Raw genomic sequence first — 26,356 nt, forward strand, 5'->3', positions numbered from 1 at the left:
ATCCTGCCTGCAGTCATAATAAACAAAAGAAAGCCGCATCCTGTTTTCAGATTGTGAACCCCCATCATTCATGCTACAATTTTAGGATGCATCTGATGTGAGGGAGGCTTTTTGAACATTGAACGAGAATAACCCTTTTCCTTATTCAAATACGGAAAAACGGTACCATACATTAAATTATCATCTGCGGGAGCATTTCGGGCATAAAGTGTTTAAAGTCGCGCTTGACGGCGGTTTTGACTGCCCGAATCGGGACGGCACGGTTGCACACGGAGGCTGCACATTCTGCAGCGCGGCGGGCTCCGGCGATTTTGCCGGCAATCGGGCCGATGACTTACTCACGCAATTTCACGATATCAAAAACCGCATGCACGAAAAGTGGAAAGACGGCAAATATATCGCATATTTCCAAGCGTTCACGAATACGCATGCTCCGGTAGAGGAGCTGCGAGAAAAATTCGAATCCGTCCTCAAGCTTGACGGCGTTGTCGGCATGTCGATCGCGACCCGTCCGGACTGCCTGCCGGACGATGTCGTGGAATATTTGGCCGAACTGAATGAGCGGACCTATTTGTGGGTTGAACTCGGGCTGCAGACCGTGCATGAGCGGACCGCCCTTCTGATCAACCGCGCCCATGATTTTGACTGCTATGTTGAGGGTGTCAATAAACTGAGAAAACACGGCATCCGCGTTTGTTCCCATATCATTAACGGGCTTCCGCTTGAAAACAGGGACATGATGATGGAGACGGCCAAAGCCGTCGCTGATTTGGATGTCCAAGGCATTAAAATTCACCTGCTTCACTTATTAAAAGGCACACCGATGGTGAAGCAATATGAAAAAGGAAAGCTGGAGTTCCTTTCTCAAGAAGAATATGTAAGTCTTGTATGTGATCAGCTCGAAATCATTCCCCCGGAAATGATCGTTCACCGCATTACGGGAGACGGGCCGATCGAATTAATGGTCGGACCGATGTGGAGCGTCAATAAGTGGGAAGTACTGGGCGCCATTCAAAAAGAGCTGGAAACACGGGGAAGCTATCAAGGAAAGCTCTTCAGAAAGATCGGGGAGGAGACCGCCCTATGACCTTGATGCACATCCTCCCTTTCAGTAAAGAATTGCTGAAGTCCGCCGCACAGGAAGGTGATATCACGGTTGACGCGACGATGGGCAACGGACATGATACATATTTCCTGGCCAGCCTTGTCGGTGAAACAGGACATGTCCATGCCTTTGATATTCAAGCGGACGCACTCGCTAAAACGAAGGAGCGGCTCGGTGCCGACTTCAGTCCGCGCGTCACGCTTCACCATAAGAGCCATGATCAAATAAAGGCATCGCTGCCTGAGGATGCGCACGGTCGTGTGGCTTGCGCCGTGTTTAATCTCGGCTATCTGCCCGGCGGCGATAAAAGCATTACGACAAACGGCCACTCAACCATTTCCGCGATCGAACAGCTCCTTGAACTGCTGAAGGAGAACGGGCTGATCGTTCTCGTTGTGTACCACGGGCATCCTGAAGGCAAGACGGAAAAAAGTGCATTACTGGAGTACTGCAGCAATCTTGATCAGGAAAAAGCGCGCGTGCTGAGCTACGGCTTTCTCAACCAGCGAAACGACCCGCCGTTTATTATAGCGATTGAAAAGAAATCTGCCGGCAAATAAAGAATCGGCCTGACATAAGCGGGCCGATTCTTTTTGTGTTTACTTTTTCTGAAAAATCAATTACTATGAAATAATGGAAAAAAGTTCATCTTTTAAGTGTAACATCTGGGAGGAGCGGCAGTTTGAATATTCTTCGCATCATATTTTCAAGTGTTCCCTATGTGATGTTCGTCATCATTTTATCAAGACATTTAGGATTTGAGTTCGCAAAAACCTATTACTGGTGGTTTGCTGCATTTTTTGTCATCGGGCTGATCGGCAAATTCGCAATGCACCTTGCGGCAAAAAAGAAACCGTTAAAAAAAGAGACAGCGTAAAATGCGCATGTCTCTTTTTATTTACTGTTTTGCAGCACGCCGCGTGTATAAGCGGGATTGTTTGTAAAGACACCATCTGCTTTTTGTTTCAGCATAATAGGCGTCAGCGTATGCTCGTCTTCCTTATCAAAAAACACGTGCACTTTCATCTTATTGTGATGAATGCGCTTCACGACTGCTTCATTTGCCAATTTGGCGTTGAGCCCGACTGTATCAGCATACGTTCTGATGGTTTGCAGCTGCTTATCATTTATCTCCTCAGCCTCGTTATCTTTTAATAATCGAACAAGAGGAACTTTTTTATCCATAGATCGAACTTTTTTTAAGCTCTTCCCGCTAAAAGACTCAATGACTGCTTTATGGCTGGAAATCAGCTTATGTTTTTGTAATATGTCAATCAGTTTCTTTTCCATCACCAGGCTGCCGTTGCTTTCTCTTGTCTCAATATAGTAATTGGCAGTTTGTCCGAATTTCTGTATGATTTCTTCTAATGTTAAAATCTTTTCTCCTTTTCCCGCATTCAGTTTCTTAATCTGAGCCAAAGACAGATCATCTGTCATCCCTTTACCATCTGTTGTCCGATCTACCGTTTTATCGTGAATTGCAATCAGATGGCCGTCCTTCGTCTTCCGTAAGTCTATCTCAATATAATCTGCTTTGTCTTTAATGGCACGCGCATAAGACAAAGCTGTATGTTCCGGCTCAATCGCAGAAGAGCCCCTGTGCGCTATCAAGACAGGATGATAGCCGGCGGAAGCATGGATGACGGAGCAGCCTCCGGAAATGGAAAGTAATGCTATGACCGCTAAATACTTTAATTTTTTCATAAAATTAAAGTATCATATTCTGCAGGCGCAAACAATGTTTCATTTCATACTTCACGTCATAAATAAAAAACTGCGCCGTCATGATTTACACGAGAGGCGCAGTTCACCCATTACGAACTTTTCGTCCAAGCCATCTTCTGAAATTTGCGGTAGGCTCTTCCGTTGATATAAAAGAAAAATGACGTTTTTCCGCTAGCCCTGATCAGCTTTCGCGCGAGGCGGCCCATTTCTTTTTGGCCGGCGACTTTGTCATCGGATAAATAGACGCCGAGCAACCCTCTGTTGATCAGCCGGTGAAAATTTTCATGCGGAATGCCTTGCAAATGTTCATCCGCTTTTTCAATAAAATGCTGCAGTCTCTGCATCATTTCTTCATGAGACTGATAATACGTACAGAAATTCAGATCGCCTTCAAGCAGATCCTCTTCCTGGTCAATTAAATAATCAAGCAGTATATGCAGCCCTTGTATGTACGGAAAATAACTGCTGCGGATTTTCTCAGCGGTATGTTCGTTAAAATCAGGCTGGAATGAGTAAGCAACGAGACAGAAAATGCCTAACGTCGATCCGGCGCAGGCCGAGAACTCAAACCACTCCATTTCCGGAAGCTGTGACCGGTACTGCTCAAACCAGCCTTTAAGCCTCGGAACGCGTTCATGCTCAACGACATGCTTATGAACCTGAAGGTCGCAATAATAATCACACAGCTCAAGCAAATAAGGTTTAATGATACCGTAATGTTCTATTGACCCGAGCACCCGCTGGCATGTTCTGACCAGCTCATGAAGATAACCGCCGTCATCCTGCTCGTCTCTGTACTGATAGTACGGCCGCACCTCGGCACCGACCGTCAGCGCGTCACGCATGGAGAGATGAAGCATGCGGAAGTCCTCGGGATCAAGCGAGGTGCTGCGGTCGCACAGATTGTCCAGATAATCACTGATTGTCTGATACGCGATGATAAATTGCACGCATTTCTGTTTCTGCTCTCCTGAAAGCAAGGCTAAAATGCCGCCGCCTTCACAATGAAACGACTTATCACGGATACTTGCGGCCGCCTGCTGCCGCAGTTCGGTATTTTTAATGGAATCTGATTTTTCCCGCCACATGTTCAATTCCTGATGAACGAGCGGAAAAATTTCCCGATACACTTTTGCCATAAGGTTAAAAGGATGTTCCGGTACTGTCAACATATGCACCCCCAGCGAATTCAAATATACTGATCTGTAAAGGCTTTTGCCGCCTTAAACACAGTTTCTCTTTCCGGTTCATTAAAAATTTCATGATAGAGCCCTTCCCATTCCCGGTACGATTTATTATGGGAAGCCACACCGGAAAACCATTTGCGGACCTTCATTTTATCGACGATTTTGTCATCACCGCCCTGCATAAGCAAAAGCGGCACCTTTAAAAACGCATCAGTCGGCACCATAGCGGCATCAATGGTTTTTAAAAGCTCTCTGTACCATCTTACGGATACCTTCGTGACATATAAAGAATCGTTTTGATCCGCTTCAATCATATCCGCATTCCTCGTTGCCATATCAGGTGATAAACCGGAATCCACTCTGAGGGACGGAGCGAGGACGTTCAGTCCTTTAGACGCAAAATCAAGGACTTTATTGACTTTTATTTGCAGACCCAGACAAGGTGATGATAAAATGAGTGCCGTAATGCGGGGATTTCTCTGCTGCTTAAACCATTCTATCGCAATCAGTCCGCCCATGCTGTGGCCCAAAAGGAAAACGGGCGCTTCAAGCGTTCTCGCTTTATCAATCCATATATCTACTTCATCAATGTATTCTTGGAAAGAGCGAATATGCCCTCTGGCGCGGGTCGACGTTCCCTGACCGGGCAAATCGCCCATCACCACGTTATATCCGGAAGATCTCCACATTTCAACGAGCCATTTATAACGTCCGTGGTATTCGCTTGCCCCGTGGATAATGACAATGGTACCGACGGGCCTGTCTGCTTTCCAAGTCCACATGCAGTTCACCTCTTACATAAATTTAGAGAAAGAAGGATGAGACATGATAATCTACCCTTATAAACAATTTACGCCTGACATACATCCTGAAGCGTTCATTGCGGATAACGCCGTCATTACGGGCGACGTCGTGATCGGAGAACAATCAAGCATTTGGTTCTCAGCCGTCATCCGGGGGGATGTCGCGCCGACAAGGATCGGAAAAAGAGTCAGCATACAAGACTTGAGCTGTCTGCATCAAAGTCCGAACCGCCCGCTTCTTATTGAAGATGACGTCACGATCGGCCATCAGGTTACACTGCACAGCGCAATCATCAAAAAGAATGCTTTAATCGGTATGGGCTCCGTCATTCTTGACGGGGCGGAAATCGGAGAAGGCGCGTTTATCGGCGCCGGAAGTCTCGTTCCTCCGGGCAAAACCATTCCTCCCGGCTGTCTTGCGTTCGGCCGGCCCGCAAAGGTTATCCGCCGGCTGACAGAAGAAGACATACGGGACATGGAAAGAATCAGAACGGAATATGTTGAAAAAGGCCGATACTATAAAACACTGCAAGAGAAATAAAAATAGATCAGCTTTGTTTTACTACTGTACCATTTTTCAAAATATTATTTAAGTAAAAACCATTTGCATTCTCCCGATTGTCAGGAAACAGAAGCAAAATGTTCAGGAATTTGTTTTATTCTTCCCCCGCCGGCCCGATCCTATGAAAAAAAGAGCCCATGTCCCGGGCTCTTTTTTTACGCTTTTTCGGCGAATGTCTGTCCGTTTTCCAGACCTATGTCTTTTCTTTTATGGAAACCTTTCCCGTAATAAGCGGCTAATAATATGCCGAACCAGACAGGACCGATAATGACGGCCACCCGGGTCTCTGCATCAAAAGCCATCAGCACAACGACAAAAGCGAGAAATGCCAATGAGATATATGAGGAAAAGGGATATAAAGGCATTTTATATTTCAGTTTTTTCCGTTGTTCCGGCTGTAAGCTTTTACGGTATTTCATTTGGGAAAGCAAAATAATCGACCATGTCCAAATCGCCCCGAACGTCGCAATGCTCGTCACCCACGTAAACACTTTTGCCGGCACCACGTAGTTCAGCAAAACGCCGATGCATAACGCGCCCGCTGAAACCAATACCGCTTTTCCCGGCACACCGCCTTTTGTGACCGTACCGTATGCTTTAGGCGCTTCATTTTGTTCCGCCAGATTGAACAGCATGCGCCCCGTGCTGAAGATCCCGCTGTTGCAGGAAGAAAGGGCCGCCGTCAATACGACAAAATTAATGATTCCGGCTGCAGCAGGTATTCCGATTTTTTCAAATGTCAAAACAAACGGGCTTCCGCCTGAACCGATTTCCTGCCACGGATAAATTGACATAATGACAAACAAAGCTCCGACGTAAAAAATGAGAATGCGCCAAAAAACAGTATCTATGGCACGCGCCAGTGATTTTTCAGGATTTTTGACCTCACCGGCTGTGACACCGATCAGCTCAATCCCGAGATAGGCAAACATGACCATTTGAAGCGACAGCAGCACCCCTTTAATCCCATTCGGGAAAAAGCCGCCGTGGCTCCATAAATTGCTGATTCCGAGCGCAACGCCTCCGTTTCCGAGACCGAATACGATCATCACCAGACCGATCGCGATCATTGACAGAATCGCCAAGACTTTAATGAGCGCAAACCAGAATTCAAGCTCACCGTACGCTTTGACCGCCAGAAAGTTGACAGCCGTCATAATGACGAGTGCACAAAGCGCCCAGATCCATGACGGCACGTCAGGGAACCAGTAGCCCATATAAATGCCGACCGCGGTGATTTCCGCCATGCAGGTAACAACCCATAAAAACCAATAATTCCAGCCTGTTAAAAACCCGGCAAGCGGACCGAGGTAATCTCTGGCATACCGGCTGAATGAGCCGGCTACAGGCTTTTGAATCGCCATTTCCCCTAATGCCCGCATAATAAAAAACATAATCAGCCCGCTGCAGGCGTAAGCGGCTAAAATCCCCGGCCCGGCAAGCTTTATGGCAGAAGCCGACCCGAGAAACAGCCCGACTCCTATCGCGGCGCCCAACGACATAAGCGAGATATGCCGCTCTTCCAAGCCGCGGTGAAGCGTTTTTTCTTTGTTTTGCATAACTCTCCCTCCCCCTGATTTTGACAAAGAAACACAAACCGAGACGAAATAGCCAGAAAACACTTTCCGGAATCTACCCGATTAGTCCTATTATAACCTTTTTCTGAATATTGCGTAATACTTTGTCGAAAACAGAGCGGAATAGACGGTTTACAAAAAACAATAGAAAAAAGGCTTTCGATAACATCGAAAGCCTTTTGGATTAAACGAAAATGACTTCTTTCGGCTGATGATTCAGCTCTTCCGGCACCAGTCTTTTTTCAACATTGATGCTGTGCCAGATCATGAAGATCAGGACGGTCCAGATTTTGCGGCTGTTGTCCGCTCTGTCGGCACAATGATCTTCCAGAAGCTGAAGGACATAATCCTTTTCAATATAAGCATCTGTTTCACTTTCACGAATGATGTTGCGAACCCATTCGTTCATCTCATTTTTCAGCCAGTGGCGGATCGGCACAGGGAAGCCGAGTTTTTTGCGGTTAAGCACATGATCAGGCACTACCCCTTCAGCAGCTTTGCGCAGAAGGTATTTCGTCGTGCCGTTTTTCGTTTTCAGTTCATCCGGAATTTTAGAAGCCACGTCAAACACGACTTTATCAAGGAACGGCACGCGCAGTTCCAAAGAGTTGGCCATCGTCATTTTGTCAGCCTTTAACAGGATGTCGCCGCGCATCCACGTATGGATGTCAACGTACTGCATTTTATTAATGTCGCTGTATGAACGGCTTTCCGTAAAGTACGGCTTCGTGACATCACGGTATGAAAGCTCTGGATTGTAATGTTTGAGCAGCTGTTTTTTCACGGGCTCTTCAAAAATCTTCGCATTACCGATATAACGCTCCTCAAGCGGTGTGCAGCCGCGGACTAAGAGGCTTTTCCCTCTCATTCCTTCAGGTATGACGGACGCCACATGAAGAAGCATTTTTTTCAGACCGGACGGAATGCGTTCAAACGGTTTAAGCGAAAGCGGTTCGCGGTAAATATTGTACCCGCCGAACAGCTCGTCCGCGCCTTCCCCGGATAACGCGACCGTTACATGTTTTTTCGCTTCTTTCGCGACAAAGTACAAAGGAATCGCCGCCGGATCTGCAAGCGGGTCATCAAAGTGCCAGACGATTTTCGGAAGCTCGTTCATATACTCCTCAGGAGAAATGACTTTGCTGATGTTTTCAATCCCGAGCGCGGCAGCCGTTTCCTTCGCTACGTCAACCTCACTGAAGCCCTGCTGCTCAAAACCGACGGAAAATGTTTTGAGGCTCGGGTGAAATTCTTTCGCAACTGAGACGATAAAAGAAGAGTCGATACCGCCGGATAGAAACGAACCGACAGGAACGTCACTTCTCATGTGAACTTTGACAGAGTCAAAGATTGCGTCTCTGACTTCTTTCACCAATTTATCTTCATCAGACTGAACAGGCTTAAAGTTCGCTTTGAAATATGTTTTAAACGCGATGTCGCCTTCCGGGCGGATCGTAAACTGGCTGCCCGGCTCAACTTTTTTCACTTCAGCGTCAAGCGTGCTCGGTTCAGGAACGAATTGGAAAGACATATATTGCTGTAAAGAAGCTGTATCAAGATCAATGCCGTTTTGAGCGGCCATTAAACTTTTTCTTTCAGATGCAAAATATACTTTATCCCCGATGGTTGTGTAATACAGCGGTTTAATGCCGAACGGGTCTCTCGCGCCGTACATGACGCGGTCAGCTTTGTTCCAGATTAAAAACGCAAACATTCCGCGAAGCTTTGAAGCAGCTTCTTCTTTATAATGACGGTATGTCGCAAGGAGCACTTCGGTATCGGAATCTGTATTGAAAGTGTAGCCTTTCGCTTCAAGCTCTTCTCTCAATTCAATGTAGTTATAGATTTCGCCGTTAAAAATGATCCAATATTTTTCGTCTTCATATGATAAAGGCTGTCCGCCGTTTTCTACGTCAATAATACTGAGCCGTCTGAAGCCGAATCCGACGTGCTCGTCATGATAATACCCATCGCTGTCAGGACCGCGGTGAACGATCATTTGGTTCATTTGTTTGATTAGCTCTTCTTGATCTGCGGTTTGAGTTAATGGATGCTTATTAAAAACACCGACAAATCCACACATAGTATAGCCTCCATAAGTGTAATTTTCTAATTGGACCCCCTTTTTATAGACGCTTTGTTACGCCATTGGTTTCACGCTATGTAAAAAATAAGCATGGCAGCATCTACAAAAAGGGAAAGCCGCTTAAGTAAGCGGCTATAAAATTATTCTCCTAGTGCTTCTTTGCGAAGCGCATCCGCCTTGTCAGTACGCTCCCAAGGAAGATCCACATCATGACGTCCGAAGTGGCCGTAAGCAGCTGTCTGCTTATAGATCGGGCGGCGCAGATCAAGCATTTTAATAATGCCGGCAGGTCTCAGGTCGAAGTTATTCCGTACGACTTCGATCAGTTTTTCTTCAGAAGCTTTTCCTGTATCAAATGTATTGATGGAAATAGAAACAGGCTGTGCCACGCCGATTGCGTATGCAAGCTGCACTTCACAAGAATCAGCAAGACCTGCTGCCACGATGTTTTTCGCTACGTATCTCGCAGCGTATGCCGCAGAACGGTCTACCTTCGTCGCATCCTTACCGGAGAATGCGCCGCCGCCGTGGCGTGCATATCCGCCGTATGTGTCAACGATGATTTTACGGCCGGTCAGACCCGCATCACCTTGAGGTCCGCCGATTACGAAACGTCCCGTAGGGTTGATGAAGTATTTTGTTTCTTCATCGATCAGTTCCTCAGGCACGACAGGATTAATGACATGCTCTTTCAGATTGCGCTGAATCTGCTCAAGCGTAATTTCCGGGTGGTGCTGAGTTGAAATGACGATCGCGTCGATGCGGACCGGCTTGTTGTTTTCATCATATTCAACGGTAACTTGCGTTTTGCCGTCAGGGCGAAGGTACGGAAGAATGTCTTCTTTGCGGACTTCGCTCAAACGGCGGGCTAATTTATGCGCCAAAGAGATCGGAAGCGGCATAAGCTCTTTCGTTTCGTTACACGCATAACCGAACATCAGGCCTTGGTCTCCCGCTCCGATTGCTTCGATTTCAGCATCGCTCATTGTGCCTTCACGCGCTTCAAGAGCCTGATCGACACCCATTGCGATATCCGCAGACTGTTCATCAATTGATGTTAAAACAGCGCAAGTCTCCGCATCAAATCCATATTTGGCGCGTGTGTAGCCGATTTCTTTAATCGTTTCACGGACTGTTTTCGGAATGTCAACGTATGTTGATGTAGTAATCTCTCCGCTTACCAGCACAAGTCCTGTCGTTACAGATGTTTCGCAGGCCACGCGCGCGTTCGGGTCATTTTTTAAAATCTCATCTAAGATACTGTCAGAAATTTGGTCACAGATTTTGTCCGGATGACCCTCAGTAACAGATTCAGATGTAAATAGTCGACGGTTTTTACTCATTCACTTTTCCTCCTGAAAAAAGATCTTTTGCAAGACCTTTTCATATGATACGGAACTCGCTCCCTCTTAATACAATGTCATACTATATCAGAGAATGTTAATTGGCATATTTTATGAAATAAAAAAACCTTTTCCACTCGAGGAAAGGGTTTGGTCTGTGTGCCTTTCACTCTTATCGCTCAAGGAAAATATTAAACCTTGCATCAGGTTAGCACCTTGGTTTCCCACAGTGTTTTCACCTGCTTTTTTACAGAGAAACCGGTTGCTGGGCTTCATCGGGCCTGTCCCTCCGCCAGCTCGGGATAAGAGTATCCGCTCAATGAAATATCTTATCGTAAAAGGGCGGAAAGTGTCAATATGAAATAAAGCGATTACGCGCCTTTATTTCGGGAAGCAATGGAAAAACACAAACAAAAAACCGCAAATAGTATAGACTATTTTCAGATATATGTTATACTAATTCCACATTCAGCGAAATACAAATAAACCGGCAAAGGAAGGTTTTTATGAAATTAGTTGATTTAACCGCAGATCTTCAAGCATTACTTGCAAGTCCGAATGTGCATCATAATTTATCGGCTCCAAAACTTACCGAAAAAGTGATCAGCCGAAATGAAGGAACGCTGACATCAACGGGCGCCGTACGCGCCACCACCGGCGCATATACAGGCCGGTCACCTAAAGATAAATTTATCGTCCGTGAACAAAGCACAGAAAATCAAATTGATTGGGGCGCGGTGAATCAGCCCATTTCTGAAGAGGCGTTTGAAAAGCTGTACGCCAAAGTCGTCAGCTACTTAAAACAGCGGGATGAACTGTTTGTGTTTGAAGGATTCGCGGGAGCGGATGAAAAATACAGACTCCCGATTACGGTCGTAAATGAATTTGCGTGGCACAATTTATTCGCGCGCCAGCTGTTTATCAGACCGGAGACGGATGAAAGAGACACGCAAGCGCAGCCTTTCACCATTCTCTCAGCTCCGCATTTTAAAGCAGATCCGGAGACGGACGGCACGCATTCGGAAACATTTATCATTGTCTCTTTCGAAAAGCGCGTCATTTTAATCGGCGGCACCGAATACGCCGGAGAAATGAAAAAATCAATATTCTCCATTATGAACTTCCTGCTTCCGCAGCAGGATATACTGCCGATGCACTGCTCAGCCAATGTCGGTGAAAAAGGCGATGTCGCCCTGTTTTTCGGCCTTTCCGGCACAGGGAAAACGACGCTTTCAGCCGATGCGGACCGCAAACTGATCGGCGATGACGAGCACGGCTGGTCAGATTCCGGCGTTTTCAACATTGAAGGCGGATGTTACGCTAAATGTATCAATCTGAGCGAGGAAAAAGAACCGCAGATTTTTCGTGCGATCCGCTTCGGGTCTGTTCTTGAGAATGTCGTGCTTGATGAAAAAACGGGTGAAGCGGATTACGACAATTCCTTCTACACGGAAAACACAAGAGCCGCATATCCGATTGAGATGATCGGCAATATCGTGCAGCCGAGCATTGCCGGCCATCCGCAGGCGATCGTCTTTTTAACGGCGGACGCATTCGGTGTGCTCCCTCCGATCAGCAAACTGACGAAGGAACAGGCGATGTATCACTTCTTAAGCGGGTACACCAGTAAACTCGCGGGAACCGAGCGCGGCGTGACATCTCCGCAAACGACTTTCTCGACGTGCTTCGGTTCACCGTTCCTTCCGCTTCCGGCGCATGTATATGCCGAAATGCTCGGGCATAAAATCGACGAACACGGCGTTCAAGTCTTCCTGGTCAACACAGGCTGGACCGGCGGAGGGTACGGAGTCGGAGAACGGATGAAACTTTCGTATACAAGAGCGATGGTCAAGGCCGCTATTGAAGGCAGACTGAACCAGACTGAGATGACGGCAGACAGCATTTTCGGCCTGCGCAGTCCCGTTCATGTTCCGGGCGTTCCGGATGAAGTTCTTCAGCCTGAAAACACATGGAGCGATAAACAAGCATACAACGAAAAAGCGCTGTTTTTGGCCAATGAGTTTAAAGAAAACTTTAAAAAGTTTTCCCATGCGGACTCGATTGCCAAAGCCGGCGGACCTCTCGTGTAATCAAAAAAGCCAAGGGCATTTATGCCCTCGGCTTTTGTTTTTTCAGTTTGTCGAATGGAGCGACGTGAGTCTGTATGTAATGCTTGTCCGGCCGTTCGCCCATTCGAGCTTTTGGACCTCGCCGGTGCCGGATTTCTCGCCGGTTTTCGTTTTGCGCACGTCCATCGGAATATCAAGAGGATAGACGCGGTAGCCCTCTTTCTCCAATAAAAAGATATTTTCCTCTATCCGTTTTTCATTGCCTTTTGTCACAATCATGGTATTAAATTCAACAGGCATTCCCAAAATGAAAATCCCCTTTCATTCTCTTATTCTTTATTATCATATCATAAATCAGGCATCTTACCGTGTCTTCATCCATTCCGCCAGCCGCCGGACAATGCGTCTGTTTTCCTGCGGCGGAAAATAATGCGTAAAACCGCTGTAATACCAAGTTTCCACCGGTTTCCCCGCCTCTTTCAGCTTGTCCTCGATCATTCGGGCGTGTTCGATCGAAACATTCTCATCATTCTCTCCATGGATGAGCAGCACAGGGGCCTGAATGCGGTCTGCGTTTTCAAACGGCGAACGCCATCTGTATTCATCCGGCACCTTTTTCGGCGTGCCTCCGATCACCCGCTTCATCATCCGCCGCATATCCTTCCGCTCTTCATAAGTAAGCACCATATCGCTCACACCGCCCCATGAAACGAGCGAAGCCGCTTGATGCCTCATTTCAATCGCGGTCAAAAGCCCCATGATTCCGCCCCGGGAAAAACCGAAAATATGCACCCGCCCTTCTCTGACGTTCGGATGCTCCCGAAGCAGGCGGAAAGCAGAAAACGCGTCCTCTCTGTCCTCTCCCGCAAAATCTTCATTTCCCTCGCCGCCCTGGTTGCCTCTGTAATAGGGCGCAAACACGACAAAGCCTTGGGAAGCGAATTGAACGATTCTTCCGGGGCGTACCATGCCGACATTTTTTATGCCGCCGCGCAAATATAAAAAACCGTCATATGTTCCCGGCGCCGCAGGCTCGGCAAGAAGCCCCTTTACCTTCAGCCCTTCTGACTCATAGCATACCTCAAAGAGGCGGATATGCGGACTCGGAGACGGGAACCTTTTCTTTTCTACCAGCAAAACAATGGCCTCCTTATATCATCAGTTTTTTTATTCTTTCCCAACGTGAATATGGGCACTCACACATTTTTTATACCCATCATACGATATGTAAAGCAGAAAAGGTTATTTTAACGCTTAAAACAAGGAGGTTACACCGTGAACAAATGGCTCAAAACGGGCTGCGTTTTTGTCATATGCGCCTTTTTCCTGCTCATTCTTCCGGCTTGCAGACAGGAAGAAAGTCTGACAAAGGTAAAGGTGGCGGAAGTCACACACTCCATCTTCTATACGCCTCTGTATGTCGCTGAAGCAAAAGGTTTCTTTAAAAAAGAAGGGCTCCAAGTGTCACTTCAAACAACATGGGGCGGAGACAAAACAATGACATCGCTTTTGTCAAACGGGTCAGACATCGCGCTGGTCGGTTCTGAAACATCCATTTACGTGGAGGCGCAGGGAGCAAAAGATCCGGTCATCAACTTCGCGCAGCTGACGCAGACGGACGGCACATTTCTCGTGTCACGGAAGGATGAGAAATCATTCAAATGGAGCGATTTAAAAGGAAAAACATTTCTCGGCCAGCGAAAAGGCGGCATGCCCCAAATGGCCGGTGAGTACGTCCTGAAAAAGAATCACATAGAGCCGAAAAAAGACATTAACCTCGTTCAAAACATTGATTTCGCCAATATTTCCAACGCATTCGCATCCGGAACGGGTGATTATGTGCAGCTGTTTGAACCGACGGCATCCCAATTTGAAAAAGAAGGCATCGGCCATATCGTCGCATCCTTCGGAGAAGCTTCCGGCCAAATGCCATACACAACCTTTATGGCAAAAGAAAGTTATTTGAAAACCAATGAAAAGACGGCGGAAAAATTCACCCGCGCCATCTATCGCGCCCAGCAATGGGTGGAAAGCCATCCGGCCAAAGACATCGCAAAAACGATTCAGAAGGAATTTGCCGATACCGATCCGGCCATTATCGAAACATCAATAGAGCGCTATAAAAAACAAAAGTCATTCTCTGCAGACCCAGTTCTGCAAAAGGATGAATGGGAACAGCTTCAATCTATTATGGATGAAGCCGGAGAGCTTCCGAAACACATTCCGTACAGCAAACTCGTCAACACAAAAATCGCCAAAAAAGTCACCTCAGAACAATAGGAGGAACATGAATGTCTTTTTTACATGTGGATCATGTAACACATACTTATTTCTCGCTGAAAGAAAAGACAACCGCCGTGAAAGATATACATTTTCAGATTGAAAAAGGGGATTTCATCTCCTTTCTCGGACCGAGCGGATGCGGAAAAACAACACTCCTGTCCATTCTGGCCGGCCTTATTACTCCTGCGCAAGGCCGGGTGCTGATTGAAGGAAGCGTGCCGAACCATAAAGAACACCAAATCGGTTATATGCTTCAGCAGGATTATTTATTTCCTTGGAAATCAATTGAGGAAAACGTGCTGCTCGGTTTACACATTTCAAAAACATTAACAGAAGAAAAAAGAGCTGAAGTTCTCAGCCTTCTGCCTAAGCTCGGATTAATCGGCGTTGAAAAGAAATACCCGAAAGAGCTGTCAGGCGGGATGCGGCAGCGGGCGGCACTTGCCAGAACTCTTGCGCCAGATCCGGGACTGCTGCTCCTTGATGAACCGTTTTCCGCGCTGGACTTTCAAACGAAGCTTTCCTTGGAAAACCTTGTCTTCAGAACATTAAAGGATTTTCAAAAAACCGCCGTGCTCGTCACCCACGATATCGGTGAAGCCATCGCCATGAGCGATACGATCTATTTATTTTCGAATCAGCCGGGCACCATCCACCAAATATTCACCGTGCCTAAGGAGCTCGCGGCTTTAGATCCGTTTGACGCGCGTCAGGATCCAGCCTTTCAGCCGCTGTTTCAAACCATATGGAAGGAGCTGAATTCCCTTGAAAAACAGCAGCGGAACGATTGAACAGCTTCATCAGCAGTTTAAGAAAAGACACCAAAAAGAAAAGCTCCGGATCCGTGCGTATCAGGCCGCCATTTTTATCGTATTTTTTGCCGGATGGGAAATATCGAGCAGGGCGGGCTGGATCGATCCGTTAATCTTCAGCTCACCCTCCGCCGTTTGCAGGCTTTTAGTTGAAAAGATTGCGGACGGATCCCTTGCGGCGCACATCGGCGTAACCTTAGGAGAAACCGTTCTCGGCTTTTTGCTCGGCACGCTCCTCGGCACATGCCTCGCCGCTTTGTTATGGTGGTCAAACAGGCTCGCCCGGGTTTTAGACCCGTACCTCGTCATTTTAAACGCGATGCCGAAGGTCGCACTCGGACCGATTCTCATCGTGGCACTCGGACCGAATTTCACAAGCATTGTCGCCATGGGAGCAGTCATCAGTGTCATTATCACGACAATCGTCGTCTTTACGGCTTTTCAGGAAGTGGATGAAAACTATATTAAGGTGATGAAAACCTTCGGAGCGAAAAGAAGCATCATGTTTAAAGAAGTCATTCTGCCGGCATGCGCTCCCGCGATTATTTCCGCGCTTAAAGTGAACGTCGGTTTATCCTGGGTCGGTGTCATCGTCGGCGAGTTTCTCGTTTCCGAAAAAGGTCTGGGCTACATGATCATTTACGGATTCCAGGTCTTCAATTTCACTCTTGTGTTCCTAAGCCTTCTGATCATCGCGATTTTTGCGACATTGATGTATCAGGGAGTCGAACTGTTAGAAAGAAAATGGACGAAAGGAAAAATTTAAAAAAGACCCGTGCGTAAACGCCGGGTCTTCGTTTTTATGATTGAAATACGCCGTCCTCTTTCAGCTTTTTCAGACTGATCGGAAGCACCGAATCTTTCATAATGAAACTGAATTTTTTATTTCGCGGGAGATTCTCCGGCAGTTCGCTGAACAGCACCGGCCCCTTTGTTTCAAAATAGTCAGCCTGTTGTTCAAGCTTTTCAATATCGGCAAAATAAATATTCTTCACGATTACCTTTTCCCTGCCGAGAACTTTATACTGTCCGACGTACTTCAGATGTCTTACCGCGGCGCCGGTTTCTTCTTTCACCTCGCGCAGGGCCGCTTCCTCCGCACATTCCATCGGCTCCACTTTTCCGCCCGGAAATTCAAACCCCCGGTCTTCGTGCTCAGTCAAAAGCCACTTATCTCCATATCGGCATATGACCCATACGTGCTTCGGGCTGTCTGAAAAAGGCTGGTGTTCAAAGGAGAGCTGAACAGTGTTCTGATAATAGTCTTTAAACTCGTACATGTTTATCCCTCTAATCCGTTCCTTCATATCTTCCATACATCATACCACAGTTGCGTTTGTTCGGAAGCCCTTTATCAAAAATTCAGAGGAAAACCATCATACCCGCTAGTATAGCCTCCTTTGAAGCAAATGTTACGGTTTGCGCTTGAATTTATTTTTCAAAGTATCCAATAGGTCGACGAGCACCTGCGGAACCGGTATGCCCAGCGAGCTTGCCGTAATCACGATCTGAACCGATTCGTATAAGATATAAAACATGATAGCCAAATTACGGATGGCGCCTTCGGTATGAAGCAGCTGGTCAAAAAAATGGCAAACTGAGACTAATGCCAGGGTCACGATTTTTTTGACCAGCCGCGCAAAAAGCTTTCTTGCGCTCAGCTGCTGCAAAAGAGATTCTTTTAAGCTTGTACTGATAAACTCAATCGCCATGACCGATAGCAAAATCAGAAACGAATACTGAAAACCTCCGAAGAAAAACCCCGCTGCCGACACGATCACTGCAAAAAACGAAAAGATGCCAAAGTCTTTGCCCACTTGATCCAACATCCTTTCACAGAAACGGCCTTACATTATTCTATGAAAAGTGAATGGAACGGACTGGATTTTTCAGAAAAATGGACAACACCTCTCTTCGGCAGCCAAATAAAAGACCGAGTGCTTTATAGCCCCGGTCTTCCCTTGTTGATTATCCCAAATACGCTTTCAGCATCCAGTTATGTTTTTCGATATTCTGGTGAATAGCAAGCAGCATATCACCGGTCGTTTCGTCTCCTACCTCATCTGCGAGATCCATGCCGCTTTTCAGCTCTTCCGCAATGACAGTGAAATCATCATAAATGTTCTGTACCATTTGTTCTGCGCTCTCATTGCCTTCCGCTTCTTTTACAGACGCTGTCTTCAATGATTCCGTCATTGTGCCGATCGGCTTGCCGTTTAATGCCAGCAGACGTTCTGCCAGATCATCAATATATGTAGCCGTTTCGTTATACAGCTCCTCGAACTTTTCATGCAATGTGAAAAAGTCCTTCCCTTTGACGTACCAATGATAATTATGTAATTTCACATACATGACCGTCCAGTTTGCAACTTGCTTATTGACTGCGTCCAATAGTTTTTCTGACATGCCTATCTTCCTCCTTTGGTTTACTATTGATATACCCTATATATCGTGTGTTAAAACAAAATTTTTAGCCCTTGATTTTACGGATGGAAAATATGTTATGATTTGTTAAAAAGGAGGGATTTCATGCTGCTTCTTCTGAGCTTCGGCTTTCTTATCGTGCTCGCCGTGCTGCTTTTATCCATCTGGTCGACTGTAAGAGCTTATAATGTAAAACATACGATTGACCCGCCGGAGGACGCATCAAAAGGCTTGACGGATAAAAAAAATCCTTAATGATGATGCGTCTGTTCCTCATGGCCGGAGGAATCATCGGCAGCTTCAGCACCCCCGACACGCACTTTTACAGTCGGCATATTATGCTGCTGTTTTGCCGTTACGTGGGATTGAACGGTATACACACCCTCTTCATCAAATTCAGTCCGCAGGTGATACGCCCCTTTTTCCTCCTTGGCCTTGCTTGTTTTGCTGCTGCCTTTTTTTCCTTCTTTCCATACTTCAAACATGACTTCATCCGCATCCGTGACACGCTTGCCGCCGTAAAAAACTTCCGCCTTGTATTCCGCTTTTTCATGCGGTGCAGTCGTTTCCGGTCCTGTAAGCTTGACCTCAAGCGCTTTAGGCTCTTCATCCGCGGAGGTTTTGTCCGAATTGCCCCCGCAGGAAGATAATAGAAATACCATACCGCACATACCTGCCAATACAGCCCGTTTCATCCCATCACTCCTTTATGTTTGCTTCTATTTTAGCAAACGCTTACACATAAGGTGTGACATTTTTTAGAAATATGTAAAAAAGCCTTTTTGCATGTCAGCAAAAAGGCCTGTTTTTTATCCGAACACTTTCAGCAAATCTTCTTTATCTTGTGACAGCCAGAAACGCATCAGGCGTTTCGCGCCTTCTAAATCATGAAGTTTCGCCTGGCCGCACTGTTTTTCGTTGGCCGCCGGAATCTCCGTAATATCGATGGCTTCTTTCAGCGTAGCGTCAAGCAGGTCTACAATTTCTTCCGCTGTCGGCTCGCCGCTGACAACAAGATAATAGCCTGTCTGGCAGCCCATCGGTGAGATATCTATGATGTCGAAGTGATCGTATTTCTCAGAATGTGTGCGAATCGTAAACGCAAGCAAGTGCTCAAGCGTATGAATCGTATCCGGCTTCATCGCCTGTTTGTTCGGCTGGCAGAAGCGAATGTCAAACTTATTCACGACGCCGTCTGTTCCGACTTTATGCACTCCGCAATGTCTTACATACGGAGCCACAACCGCATTATGGTCAAGCTCAAAACTTTCTACTGAAGGCATAATGGCACTCCCTTTTTTTCAGAATATGCATCCATTATAACACAGTTTTCCGATAAGAATTGTGGCGGAAGCTTTTCAATCTGAAATTTTTTTTCTATACTAGCATCAGAAAGGTGGTTTTTTGATGAAAACCATAATGATTGCGTTCATCCGCGGATACCAGAAGTTCATATCTCCGCTGACGCCGCCGTCATGCCGCTTTTATCCGACGTGTTCACAGTACGGAATCGAAGCCGTCAAGACTCACGGCGCATTAAAAGGCGGATGGCTGACACTGAAGCGGATTTTAAAGTGCCACCCTTTTCATCCGGGCGGTGTTGATCCCGTACCGGACAAAAAACAAAAACATTAGTCCATATGCTGGTAGCCGTCGATCACCAGATCAAGTTTACCGGTTTCAGGATCAATCACCAGACCGTGCACCGGCACATTGTCGGGGAATAGCGGATGGTGTTTAATGACGTTTACGCTGTCTGTAACACTCGCTTCTACTGAATCAAAGCTTTTCAGCCATTGATCAAGATCAACTCCTGAGTGCTTCAGCATGTCAATCCGCTCTTTCGGAACACCGCGGTCGATAATTTTATCGAGCATATCCTCGCTGTTGATTTTGCTCATGCCGCAATCATGGTGGCCGATAACGCAGACTTCATCGGCGTTTAATTCGTATACGGCCACTAAAAGGCTGCGCATGATACTTCCGAACGGGTGGGCGACAAGCGCGCCGGCACTTTTAATAATTTTCACATCGCCGTTTCGCATGTTCATCGCATGCGGAAGCAATTCTACAAGACGTGTGTCCATACAGGACAAAATCGCCATCTTTTTATCCGGGAATTTAGATGTTTGGTATTTTTCATAATCTTTGTTTTTAGTGAACTGCTCATTAAATTGCATGATATCGTTTAGAAGACTCATCTTGGTGTTTCCTTTCTGCTTTTTTATTCACAATATAACATAAGACGGGTCATTTCGTCACTCCCCGCACGAGATGACAAAGTGCTCAATAAATAAGACAAACCCCATTGGGCTTGTCTTATTTCCCCATATTGTATTTTTTGTTGAACTGTTCGACTCTCCCGCCTTTTTCGTTGAATTTTTGGCGGCCTGTATAAAACGGATGGGTATCTGAGCTGACTTCTACTTTAATCAGCGGGTATGTTTTTCCGTCTTCCCACTCTGCCGTTTCCGCTGACGTTTTCGTAGAATGGCTTAAAAAGCGATAGCCGCTGTTCACATCTTGAAAAATCACTTGATGGTTATCCGGATGAATATCTTTTTTCATGCTGATCTCCCTTTCTCAAATCGTAATAATTACGTTTTATTTTAAATCTTAAATACCCGCTTGTCAATCATATATGCCCTGATCCCTTGATTTCTAAACCCTGCACATATATGGAATCGGAAGAATAATCTAATCGCTTCAGCAAATAATATAACCACATTACATAAAACGGTAATTTAGAAAGGCGGTTTATGATCGTGGATGATTTAGTATTAGCCAGAAGTCTGTTCGGGACAACCATGGGCTTTCATATTATTTTTGCGACGCTTGGTGTCGGCTTGCCTCTGATGATTTTAATGGCTGAATTGATTTATCAAAAAACAAAAGATCCGCATTATGCCATTATGGCGAAAAGGTGGACGAAGGCGCAGGCTGTTCTGCTCGGCGTGGCGATACCGACCGGAACGATCGCGGGTACACAGCTTGCCCTTTTGTGGCCCGGATTCATGGAGGTCATCGGCAGGGTGATGTCACTCCCGTTTCAGATTGAAATTTATGCTTTCTTTATCGAAGCGCTGTTTATGTCCATTTATGTCTACGCCGCTGACCGGCTGACTCCGGCGATGCGCATCATTGCCGTTATTTTCGTTTTGATCGGCGCCGCGGCATCCGCCGTCTTAATCACAAATGTTCACGCATTTGAAGGAACGCCGGCCGGCTTTAAAATTTTAAACGGCAAAATCACTGACGTCGAACCGTGGGCAGCGTTTTTTAATCCAAGCTTTTTCACCACCGCGGGCCATGTCGTTCTGACGGCTTTCATGACCGGGGCATTTATCGTTGCGTCAGTTGCGGCTTATAAAATGCTGAGAACGAGAAAACAGGAGCAGGTATACCGCTTTCACCGAAAAGCGCTGCTGCTCGCCTTAACGATCGGCGGGATATTCTCCATTATTGCCTCTTTAAACGGTCACGAGTCAGCCCAGCTTCTTTACGAATACCAGCCTGAGAAGCTTGCGGGCGCAGAAGGGCTCTTTGAAACTAGATCACACGCTCCGCTTGCGATCGGGGGTTTTACTGATGCAAAAGAAGAAAAAGTAAAATGGGCGATAGAGGTGCCGTGGGCTTTAAGCTTTTTGGCTGCAAACAGCTTTGATACCGTCGTCAAAGGATTGAACGCGTTTCCGAAAGACGAGTGGCCGCCTTTATTCATCCATACACTGTTTAACGGAATGGTCGGCATCGGAATGCTGCTCATTTTGTACTCAATCATCGGCATCGTGTGGAGAAAAATTTTAAAGAAAGACAGCTTTCCGACTTGGCTTTTGATTTTATTTTTAACCGCAGGACCGCTCAGTCTGATCGGAATTGAATTCGGGTGGATATTCGCTTGTACGGGGCGGCAGCCATGGGTGATTTACCATCTCCTGAAAACGTCTGATGTCGTCACGACAACCGGTTCAATCGGTTTGCTGTTCATCCTGTTTACAGTGGTTTACGCCATTTTGGCAGCCGCAGTCATTTATGTGCTGCTTTATTATTTCCGCAAACATCCCGTTGAGGAGGATGTAAAAGCTGCGGAATCCTAACTATAGAAAGGGCTGAATTAAAATGGACATTACCATGGATGCTCTCATTGCGATATCAATCGTATGGGGCTTCGTGTTTATCTACGCGGTCATGGCAACGATGGACTTCGGAGCCGGCTTTTGGTCGATGATTTATTTAAATAGAGAACAAACAAAGGCGACAAACATCGCCAACCGTTATTTGTCCCCGACATGGGAAGTGACCAACGTCTTTATCGTCGCGATCGTTGTCGCCCTATTCAGCTTCTTTCCAGGGGCAACCTTCGTGCTGGGAACCGTTTTATTGATCCCGGGAAGTATTATTTTGCTGCTCTTAGCCATCCGCAGCGGCTTTCTCGTCTTCTCCAATACGGCGAAGGAAAGAAAAATCATGAGATATATCTCCGGAATTTCAGGTTTCATTATTCCCGCTGTGCTGATTTTGGTCCTTCCGGTCACACACGGAGGGTTTATTGAGAAGACGGGCGGAGTGTATCAACTGAATTTGGCAAATGTCTTTACAAGCCTTAATGCGTATGCGTTTATCGGCTTTGCCATTTTAAGCACTTTATTTTTATCTTCACTGCTTCTGGCCGATTTTTCAAATGTTGCGGAAGAGGAGCATGCGTACCGCATCTACAGACGGAGCTCTTTACTAACAGGGCCGCTGTCGCTTCTTTTCGCCTTCTTCATTATGCTGACATTACGCTCTGAAGCCGGCTGGCTGTATACGGGGATGATGAAAGACAAGACATGGCTCATTCTGTCTGTCATCACATTTATCATTGCCGGCGTGGCTCTGTTTTTGCCGAATAAGCGCTTCGGCCGCAACCTCGGCAAACCGAGAATCGCCATGATCGCCATTGCGCTCCAATACTTTCTGGCAAGCTATGCATACGGACGGGCTCATCTTCCTTATATGATTTATCCGGATATTACGGTCATGTCAGGATTTACGGAGCCGGCAACCTTCAGGGCGCTGTTTATGACGTATATCGTCGCTTTCATCATTTTGTTTCCCGGGTTTTATTTCTTCTGGAAGCTCTTTATGAAAGACAGACGTTATATCCGCCAGGAGGAATAACAAAAATCAGGGCGGCTCATACTAATGGCGTACCTTTTATCTTGGAGGGGAGCCAGCATGGACCAAAAAATTCTGTGTGAAGTCAATAACTGTTCATATTGGGGCAGAGGAAACAAATGCACGGCCGACGCGATTTATGTGGTCAGCCATACAGGCGAAACCGCTGAAAAAAGTGAAGAAACGGATTGCAAAACCTTTAAACCGCATGATTTATAAAAGAAAAGAGCTGTTTTATACAGCTCTTTTTCATTTCCGCGCCGCAAGCCTTTTTGAAATCAGCCCCTGAGCCGGAGAAAATCGCGCTGATGAAAAGCATGGAAGAAAGGCGGTTTGTCAGTAAATAGGCGGCTGCAGGCGGTACAATCAGTATCGCATTCATGACAAGCACAGAATTTTTTATCAAGATGTACATGTTTGCCCCAGCCAGAAAGCAACACCTGCGATGTAAAGCCGACACTGTTTGAAGAATAAAAAATCATCGCATTCGCCTATTAAAAAAACCGGCTGATACAGCCGGTTCAAACGGGGGAAGGGGTGATGATGAACAATTTCAATATAACAGCAGCATACAGGCAGCTCAACTCGCTGAAATGTCTTTTTATCAGTTGTTTGTCGTAAAAACGTCCATTTGGGTGACGTATTTTCTCATTATTTCCTGATTGACTTCAACACCCAGTCCGGGACCGTCCGGAACAGAGATGAATCCCTCTTCGATCCGCATGTCGGGAGTGACAATATCCTCCTCCCAGTATCGGTCTGATGAGGAAATATCACCCGGTATCGTAAATTGCGGCAGCGAAGCAAGCGCGACTGTCTGCGCTCTCGAAATGCCGGTTTCAAACATTCCGCCGCACCAAACCGGCATGTGATGCTCTCTGCATAAGTCATGTATTTTTAAAGCCTCTGTCAGGCCTCCTACACGCGCCGGTTTTATGTTAATGATTTTACAGCTCCCAAGCTCAATCGCCCGCCTTGCGTCATCATATGAGCATATGCTTTCATCAAGGCATACCGCGGTTCTCAAGTGTTTCTGCAGGTGGCGGTGATCGACAATATCATCTGCCTGAAGCGGCTGTTCTATCATCATGAGCTGGAATTCATCCAACTCTTTCAGCCTGCTGATGTCTTTCAGTTCATATGCCGAGTTGGCATCCGCCATCAGCGGTACGTTCGGAAAACGGCTGCGGATGGCTCTGACCAGATCAACGTCATGGCCGGGCTGAATTTTTATTTTTATACGTTGATAACCTTCTTTTACGTGTTGCTCAATTTCCCGAAGCATCTCATCAGCCGAAGCCAGACCCACCGCCACGCCGGCGGGCACTTTATCTCTTTTGCCCCCTAAGGCTTCTGCGAGAGATATCCCCTTTTTCTTGGCATATAGATCCCACACGGCTGATTCAAGCCCCGCTTTTGCCATGCGGTTTCCTTTGAAACGCGCGAGACTGTCAGGCACTTCTGACGGATGGAAAAACTCGCGGCCTACGACATTTGGGATGAAAAAATCTCTCAGCATATGCGCGCATGTCTGAATCGTTTCTTCTGTATACCACGGAGAAGAAAACGCCGATACCTCCCCCCAGCCGGTTCTCCCGGTTTCATCGATCGCTTCCACGATCAAAAATTTACGATCCTGCAGCGTTTCAATACTTGTTTTAAACGGTTTTTTCAGCCTCATACTTACATGATAAAGGGTGATTTTTTCAATCTTAATCATGACAATTCTCCTTTACGAAGCTCATTCAGCCGATGTCTCATCAGTTTATTGGACGCGTTCCGCGGGAGCCCGTCAACCTCGAAAAAAGCAGCCGGTATTTTATATTTTGCAAGCCGCTCACGGCAAAAGGCGGTCAGCTCCTCAGAACTGACAGAAGAAGTCAGCACGAGAAAAGCATGCGGCACTTTCCCCCACTTCGGATCTTCGGCTCCCGAAACACCGGCCTCCGCTACAGCCGGATGGGCAAGCAGCGCCGCTTCCACTTCTGCCGGGTAGATGTTTTCTCCGCCTGAAATAATGAGGTCCGACCGCCTGTCCAGCACGTATAAAAACCCTTCATCATCCAAATAGCCAAGATCGCCCGTTTTAAACCATCCATTATGAAAAGCGGCCTGGTTTGCGTCGTCACGATGGTAATACCCTTTCATTACATTCGGGCCTTTCACCGTAATTTCACCGTGTTCAAACGGCGCACAAGGGTTTCCGTCTTTTTCAATTCTAATTTCGCATGAAAACAGCGGTTTACCGGCCGAGCCGAGCTTGTCCATGCTGAATTCCGGAGAAAGCGTGACAATCTGTGAGCAGGTTTCAGTCAAGCCGTAAGATTGGAATACCGGAAATTGTTTCCTGCGGCATTCTTCGAGGAGCGGCAGCGGTGCCGGACCCCCGCCAAGCAGAATGCAGCGCAGTGATTCAGGACATTGTTCAGTTTCCGCAAGCAGGCCCGAAAGCATGGTCTGCACCGCTGAAATGATCGTGACCTGATGGGAGCTGATGCTGTCCAGCACATCAGTGACAGAAAATTTTTGATGAAGCACGACAGGCATGCCGTAAATGACCGACTTAAACAGCGCAGACAGACCGCTGATATGAAACAGCGGCAGCGCAATAAGCCAGCGGTCCCGCTCCGTGACCCCCAGATTCAGCGCAGACGATACAGCGCTGGAATAATGATTACCGAAAGTCTGCTGCACCCCCTTCGGTCTTCCCGTTGTTCCTGACGTATACATAAGAGTCGCCGTATCATCAAGCGTTACATAAGCTTCAGGTTCAATGTCTCCCGCGGCTTTGGCCTGCAGCTCGTCCACGTCCGCAGCGGCGACCGCAGATTCATAATCTTCGCGGCAAAAACCGTCCTCCGTCAATAAAAGCTTTGCCTGTGAATCTTCGAGCTGAAACAACCGTTCCTGTTTTGAGAGCTTCGTATTCAACAGCACAGCTTCCGCCCCTAATAAGAAGCAGGCGTGAACGGCATAAACCATTTCCGGTCTGTTAGAAAGCAAAATCGCGGCCCGGTCTCCTTTTTTAAGCGAGCAGTATTTGGACAGCCGCGCGGCCATTTGTTTAGAAGCATGATATAATTCTCTGAATGTCATCTGTTTGTTTTCAAATATGAGAGCGATTCTCTCTGGTGTCAGCTGAGCCCTTTGAATGAGCCAATTCGGCTGTTCTGTCAGCATGTTATCATCTCCGAGGTAAAAGTACTGTTTTTGAAAAGAAAAC

General features: G+C 46.7%; 30 protein-coding genes and 1 riboswitch. Of the genes, 13 read left to right on the top strand and 17 right to left on the bottom strand.

Annotated features, from left to right (window positions below):
* The first annotated feature begins 118 nt into the window (after positions 1–118).
* The 3 genes from mnmL (at position 119) to AC3WTF_RS18470 (ending at position 1,982) form a co-directional block, all read left to right on the top strand.
* On the top strand, positions 119–1,087 hold the full coding sequence (gene mnmL, locus AC3WTF_RS18460; RefSeq protein ID WP_007408822.1) for a tRNA modification radical SAM protein MnmL/YtqA: 969 nt from the start codon (positions 119–121) through the stop codon (positions 1,085–1,087).
* On the top strand, positions 1,084–1,665 hold the full coding sequence (gene mnmM, locus AC3WTF_RS18465) for a tRNA 5-(aminomethyl)-2-thiouridylate-methyltransferase MnmM (RefSeq protein ID WP_032868307.1): 582 nt from the start codon (positions 1,084–1,086) through the stop codon (positions 1,663–1,665). The genes mnmL and mnmM overlap by 4 nt, the downstream gene beginning before the upstream one ends.
* A 122-nt stretch (positions 1,666–1,787) precedes the next feature.
* Entirely contained in the window at positions 1,788–1,982 is a 195-nt protein-coding gene (locus AC3WTF_RS18470; protein ID WP_003152265.1) for a hypothetical protein, read from the top strand.
* Between the two features lie 17 nt (positions 1,983–1,999).
* Here AC3WTF_RS18470 and AC3WTF_RS18475 read toward each other — a convergent pair whose 3' ends face one another.
* The 3 genes from AC3WTF_RS18475 to AC3WTF_RS18485 form a co-directional block, all read right to left on the bottom strand.
* A complete protein-coding gene (locus AC3WTF_RS18475; protein WP_216448321.1) occupies positions 2,000–2,809 on the bottom strand; it encodes a glycerophosphodiester phosphodiesterase family protein in 810 nt (269 codons plus the stop codon).
* Positions 2,810–2,919: 110 nt separating this feature from the next.
* Positions 2,920–3,999, bottom strand: a complete 1,080-nt coding sequence (locus tag AC3WTF_RS18480; protein WP_007408825.1) for a tetraprenyl-beta-curcumene synthase family protein — start codon at positions 3,997–3,999, stop codon at positions 2,920–2,922.
* Positions 4,000–4,019: 20 nt separating this feature from the next.
* Entirely contained in the window at positions 4,020–4,799 is a 780-nt protein-coding gene (locus AC3WTF_RS18485; protein WP_003152261.1) for an alpha/beta hydrolase, read from the bottom strand.
* A gap of 46 nt (positions 4,800–4,845) precedes the next feature.
* On the opposite strand from AC3WTF_RS18485, the gene AC3WTF_RS18490 reads away from it, so the two are divergent.
* On the top strand, positions 4,846–5,361 hold the full coding sequence (locus AC3WTF_RS18490) for a gamma carbonic anhydrase (RefSeq protein ID WP_025285156.1): 516 nt from the start codon (positions 4,846–4,848) through the stop codon (positions 5,359–5,361).
* 176 nt (positions 5,362–5,537) lie between these two features.
* Here the strand turns inward: AC3WTF_RS18490 and alaP are convergent, their stop codons facing one another.
* The 3 genes from alaP to metK form a co-directional block, all read right to left on the bottom strand.
* Positions 5,538–6,941, bottom strand: coding sequence for an alanine permease AlaP (alaP, locus tag AC3WTF_RS18495; protein WP_017418420.1), 1,404 nt, complete (start codon positions 6,939–6,941; stop codon positions 5,538–5,540).
* 202 nt (positions 6,942–7,143) lie between these two features.
* On the bottom strand, positions 7,144–9,042 hold the full coding sequence (gene asnB / locus AC3WTF_RS18500; RefSeq protein WP_492314328.1) for an asparagine synthase (glutamine-hydrolyzing): 1,899 nt from the start codon (positions 9,040–9,042) through the stop codon (positions 7,144–7,146).
* A gap of 143 nt (positions 9,043–9,185) precedes the next feature.
* The gene (gene metK / locus AC3WTF_RS18505) at positions 9,186–10,388 is read right to left on the bottom strand and encodes a methionine adenosyltransferase (protein WP_003152253.1); all 1,203 of its coding nucleotides are present in this window, start codon (positions 10,386–10,388) and stop codon (positions 9,186–9,188) included.
* A gap of 169 nt (positions 10,389–10,557) precedes the next feature.
* A riboswitch (SAM riboswitch) is annotated at positions 10,558–10,697 on the bottom strand.
* A 197-nt stretch (positions 10,698–10,894) separates the two neighbouring features.
* Between metK and pckA the strand changes: the two genes are divergently transcribed.
* The gene (pckA, locus tag AC3WTF_RS18510; protein ID WP_020956242.1) at positions 10,895–12,478 is read left to right on the top strand and encodes a phosphoenolpyruvate carboxykinase (ATP); all 1,584 of its coding nucleotides are present in this window, start codon (positions 10,895–10,897) and stop codon (positions 12,476–12,478) included.
* Positions 12,479–12,520: 42 nt separating this feature from the next.
* On the opposite strand, the gene AC3WTF_RS18515 is transcribed toward pckA, so the two are convergent.
* Together AC3WTF_RS18515 and AC3WTF_RS18520 are read right to left on the bottom strand one after the other, a co-directional pair.
* The gene (locus AC3WTF_RS18515) at positions 12,521–12,763 is read right to left on the bottom strand and encodes a DUF2584 domain-containing protein (protein WP_003152249.1); all 243 of its coding nucleotides are present in this window, start codon (positions 12,761–12,763) and stop codon (positions 12,521–12,523) included.
* Between the two features lie 57 nt (positions 12,764–12,820).
* Positions 12,821–13,594, bottom strand: a complete 774-nt coding sequence (locus AC3WTF_RS18520; RefSeq protein WP_007408829.1) for an alpha/beta hydrolase family protein — start codon at positions 13,592–13,594, stop codon at positions 12,821–12,823.
* A gap of 138 nt (positions 13,595–13,732) precedes the next feature.
* Here AC3WTF_RS18520 and AC3WTF_RS18525 point away from each other — a divergent pair, with 138 nt between their 5' ends.
* The 3 genes from AC3WTF_RS18525 to AC3WTF_RS18535 are packed head-to-tail and all read left to right on the top strand — an operon-like array spanning position 13,733 to position 16,318.
* Positions 13,733–14,737: an ABC transporter substrate-binding protein gene (locus AC3WTF_RS18525; protein WP_032871656.1), complete on the top strand. Its 1,005-nt coding sequence runs from the start codon at positions 13,733–13,735 to the stop codon at positions 14,735–14,737.
* A gap of 11 nt (positions 14,738–14,748) precedes the next feature.
* Positions 14,749–15,531 carry an ABC transporter ATP-binding protein gene (locus AC3WTF_RS18530; protein ID WP_007408831.1) on the top strand — a complete coding sequence of 261 codons (783 nt, stop codon included), beginning with the start codon at positions 14,749–14,751 and terminating at the stop codon, positions 15,529–15,531.
* Positions 15,506–16,318, top strand: coding sequence for an ABC transporter permease (locus AC3WTF_RS18535; protein ID WP_014418698.1), 813 nt, complete (start codon positions 15,506–15,508; stop codon positions 16,316–16,318). The genes AC3WTF_RS18530 and AC3WTF_RS18535 overlap by 26 nt, the downstream gene beginning before the upstream one ends.
* A 34-nt stretch (positions 16,319–16,352) precedes the next feature.
* Here AC3WTF_RS18535 and ytkD read toward each other — a convergent pair whose 3' ends face one another.
* From ytkD to AC3WTF_RS18550, 3 genes are all read right to left on the bottom strand, one after another.
* Positions 16,353–16,832, bottom strand: a complete 480-nt coding sequence (gene ytkD, locus AC3WTF_RS18540; RefSeq protein ID WP_007408833.1) for an RNA deprotection pyrophosphohydrolase — start codon at positions 16,830–16,832, stop codon at positions 16,353–16,355.
* Between the two features lie 132 nt (positions 16,833–16,964).
* Positions 16,965–17,369 (bottom strand): phage holin family protein, encoded by a 405-nt coding sequence (locus AC3WTF_RS18545; RefSeq protein WP_007408834.1) that lies wholly within the window; start codon positions 17,367–17,369, stop codon positions 16,965–16,967.
* Positions 17,370–17,520: 151 nt separating this feature from the next.
* Positions 17,521–17,958: a Dps family protein gene (locus AC3WTF_RS18550; RefSeq protein WP_007408835.1), complete on the bottom strand. Its 438-nt coding sequence runs from the start codon at positions 17,956–17,958 to the stop codon at positions 17,521–17,523.
* A gap of 123 nt (positions 17,959–18,081) precedes the next feature.
* Here AC3WTF_RS18550 and ytzI point away from each other — a divergent pair, with 123 nt between their 5' ends.
* The gene (gene ytzI / locus AC3WTF_RS18555; protein ID WP_007408836.1) at positions 18,082–18,231 is read left to right on the top strand and encodes a YtzI protein; all 150 of its coding nucleotides are present in this window, start codon (positions 18,082–18,084) and stop codon (positions 18,229–18,231) included.
* On the opposite strand, the gene AC3WTF_RS18560 is transcribed toward ytzI, so the two are convergent.
* Together AC3WTF_RS18560 and AC3WTF_RS18565 are read right to left on the bottom strand one after the other, a co-directional pair.
* Positions 18,228–18,671, bottom strand: coding sequence for a FixH family protein (locus AC3WTF_RS18560; RefSeq protein ID WP_020954287.1), 444 nt, complete (start codon positions 18,669–18,671; stop codon positions 18,228–18,230). The genes ytzI and AC3WTF_RS18560 overlap by 4 nt on opposite strands.
* A 114-nt stretch (positions 18,672–18,785) precedes the next feature.
* Positions 18,786–19,259 (bottom strand): S-ribosylhomocysteine lyase, encoded by a 474-nt coding sequence (locus tag AC3WTF_RS18565; RefSeq protein WP_003152237.1) that lies wholly within the window; start codon positions 19,257–19,259, stop codon positions 18,786–18,788.
* 124 nt (positions 19,260–19,383) lie between these two features.
* On the opposite strand from AC3WTF_RS18565, the gene yidD reads away from it, so the two are divergent.
* Positions 19,384–19,611 carry a membrane protein insertion efficiency factor YidD gene (yidD, locus tag AC3WTF_RS18570; RefSeq protein WP_007408838.1) on the top strand — a complete coding sequence of 76 codons (228 nt, stop codon included), beginning with the start codon at positions 19,384–19,386 and terminating at the stop codon, positions 19,609–19,611.
* Here the strand turns inward: yidD and AC3WTF_RS18575 are convergent.
* On the bottom strand, positions 19,608–20,177 hold the full coding sequence (locus AC3WTF_RS18575) for a beta-class carbonic anhydrase (protein ID WP_216448320.1): 570 nt from the start codon (positions 20,175–20,177) through the stop codon (positions 19,608–19,610). The two genes, yidD and AC3WTF_RS18575, sit on opposite strands and share 4 nt — an antisense overlap.
* A 118-nt stretch (positions 20,178–20,295) precedes the next feature.
* Positions 20,296–20,544, bottom strand: a complete 249-nt coding sequence (locus AC3WTF_RS18580) for a type B 50S ribosomal protein L31 (RefSeq protein ID WP_007408839.1) — start codon at positions 20,542–20,544, stop codon at positions 20,296–20,298.
* 197 nt (positions 20,545–20,741) lie between these two features.
* On the opposite strand from AC3WTF_RS18580, the gene AC3WTF_RS18585 reads away from it, so the two are divergent.
* Genes AC3WTF_RS18585 through AC3WTF_RS18595 form a run of 3 tightly spaced genes read left to right on the top strand, consistent with a single transcriptional unit; the run spans position 20,742 to position 23,352 of the window.
* Entirely contained in the window at positions 20,742–22,073 is a 1,332-nt protein-coding gene (locus tag AC3WTF_RS18585; RefSeq protein WP_003152226.1) for a cytochrome ubiquinol oxidase subunit I, read from the top strand.
* Between the two features lie 22 nt (positions 22,074–22,095).
* Positions 22,096–23,136 carry a cytochrome d ubiquinol oxidase subunit II gene (locus AC3WTF_RS18590; protein WP_020956244.1) on the top strand — a complete coding sequence of 347 codons (1,041 nt, stop codon included), beginning with the start codon at positions 22,096–22,098 and terminating at the stop codon, positions 23,134–23,136.
* A 57-nt stretch (positions 23,137–23,193) separates the two neighbouring features.
* Positions 23,194–23,352 (top strand): DUF1540 domain-containing protein, encoded by a 159-nt coding sequence (locus AC3WTF_RS18595; protein ID WP_007408842.1) that lies wholly within the window; start codon positions 23,194–23,196, stop codon positions 23,350–23,352.
* Between the two features lie 385 nt (positions 23,353–23,737).
* On the opposite strand, the gene menC is transcribed toward AC3WTF_RS18595, so the two are convergent.
* Together menC and AC3WTF_RS18605 are read right to left on the bottom strand one after the other, a co-directional pair.
* Positions 23,738–24,853, bottom strand: coding sequence for an o-succinylbenzoate synthase (menC, locus tag AC3WTF_RS18600; protein WP_492314329.1), 1,116 nt, complete (start codon positions 24,851–24,853; stop codon positions 23,738–23,740).
* Positions 24,850–26,313: an o-succinylbenzoate--CoA ligase gene (locus AC3WTF_RS18605; RefSeq protein ID WP_020956246.1), complete on the bottom strand. Its 1,464-nt coding sequence runs from the start codon at positions 26,311–26,313 to the stop codon at positions 24,850–24,852. Before AC3WTF_RS18605 ends, menC begins: the two co-directional genes overlap by 4 nt.
* Positions 26,314–26,356 lie beyond the last annotated feature (43 nt).

The sequence above is a fragment of the Bacillus sp. EB106-06-01-XG163 genome (assembly GCF_058791615.1).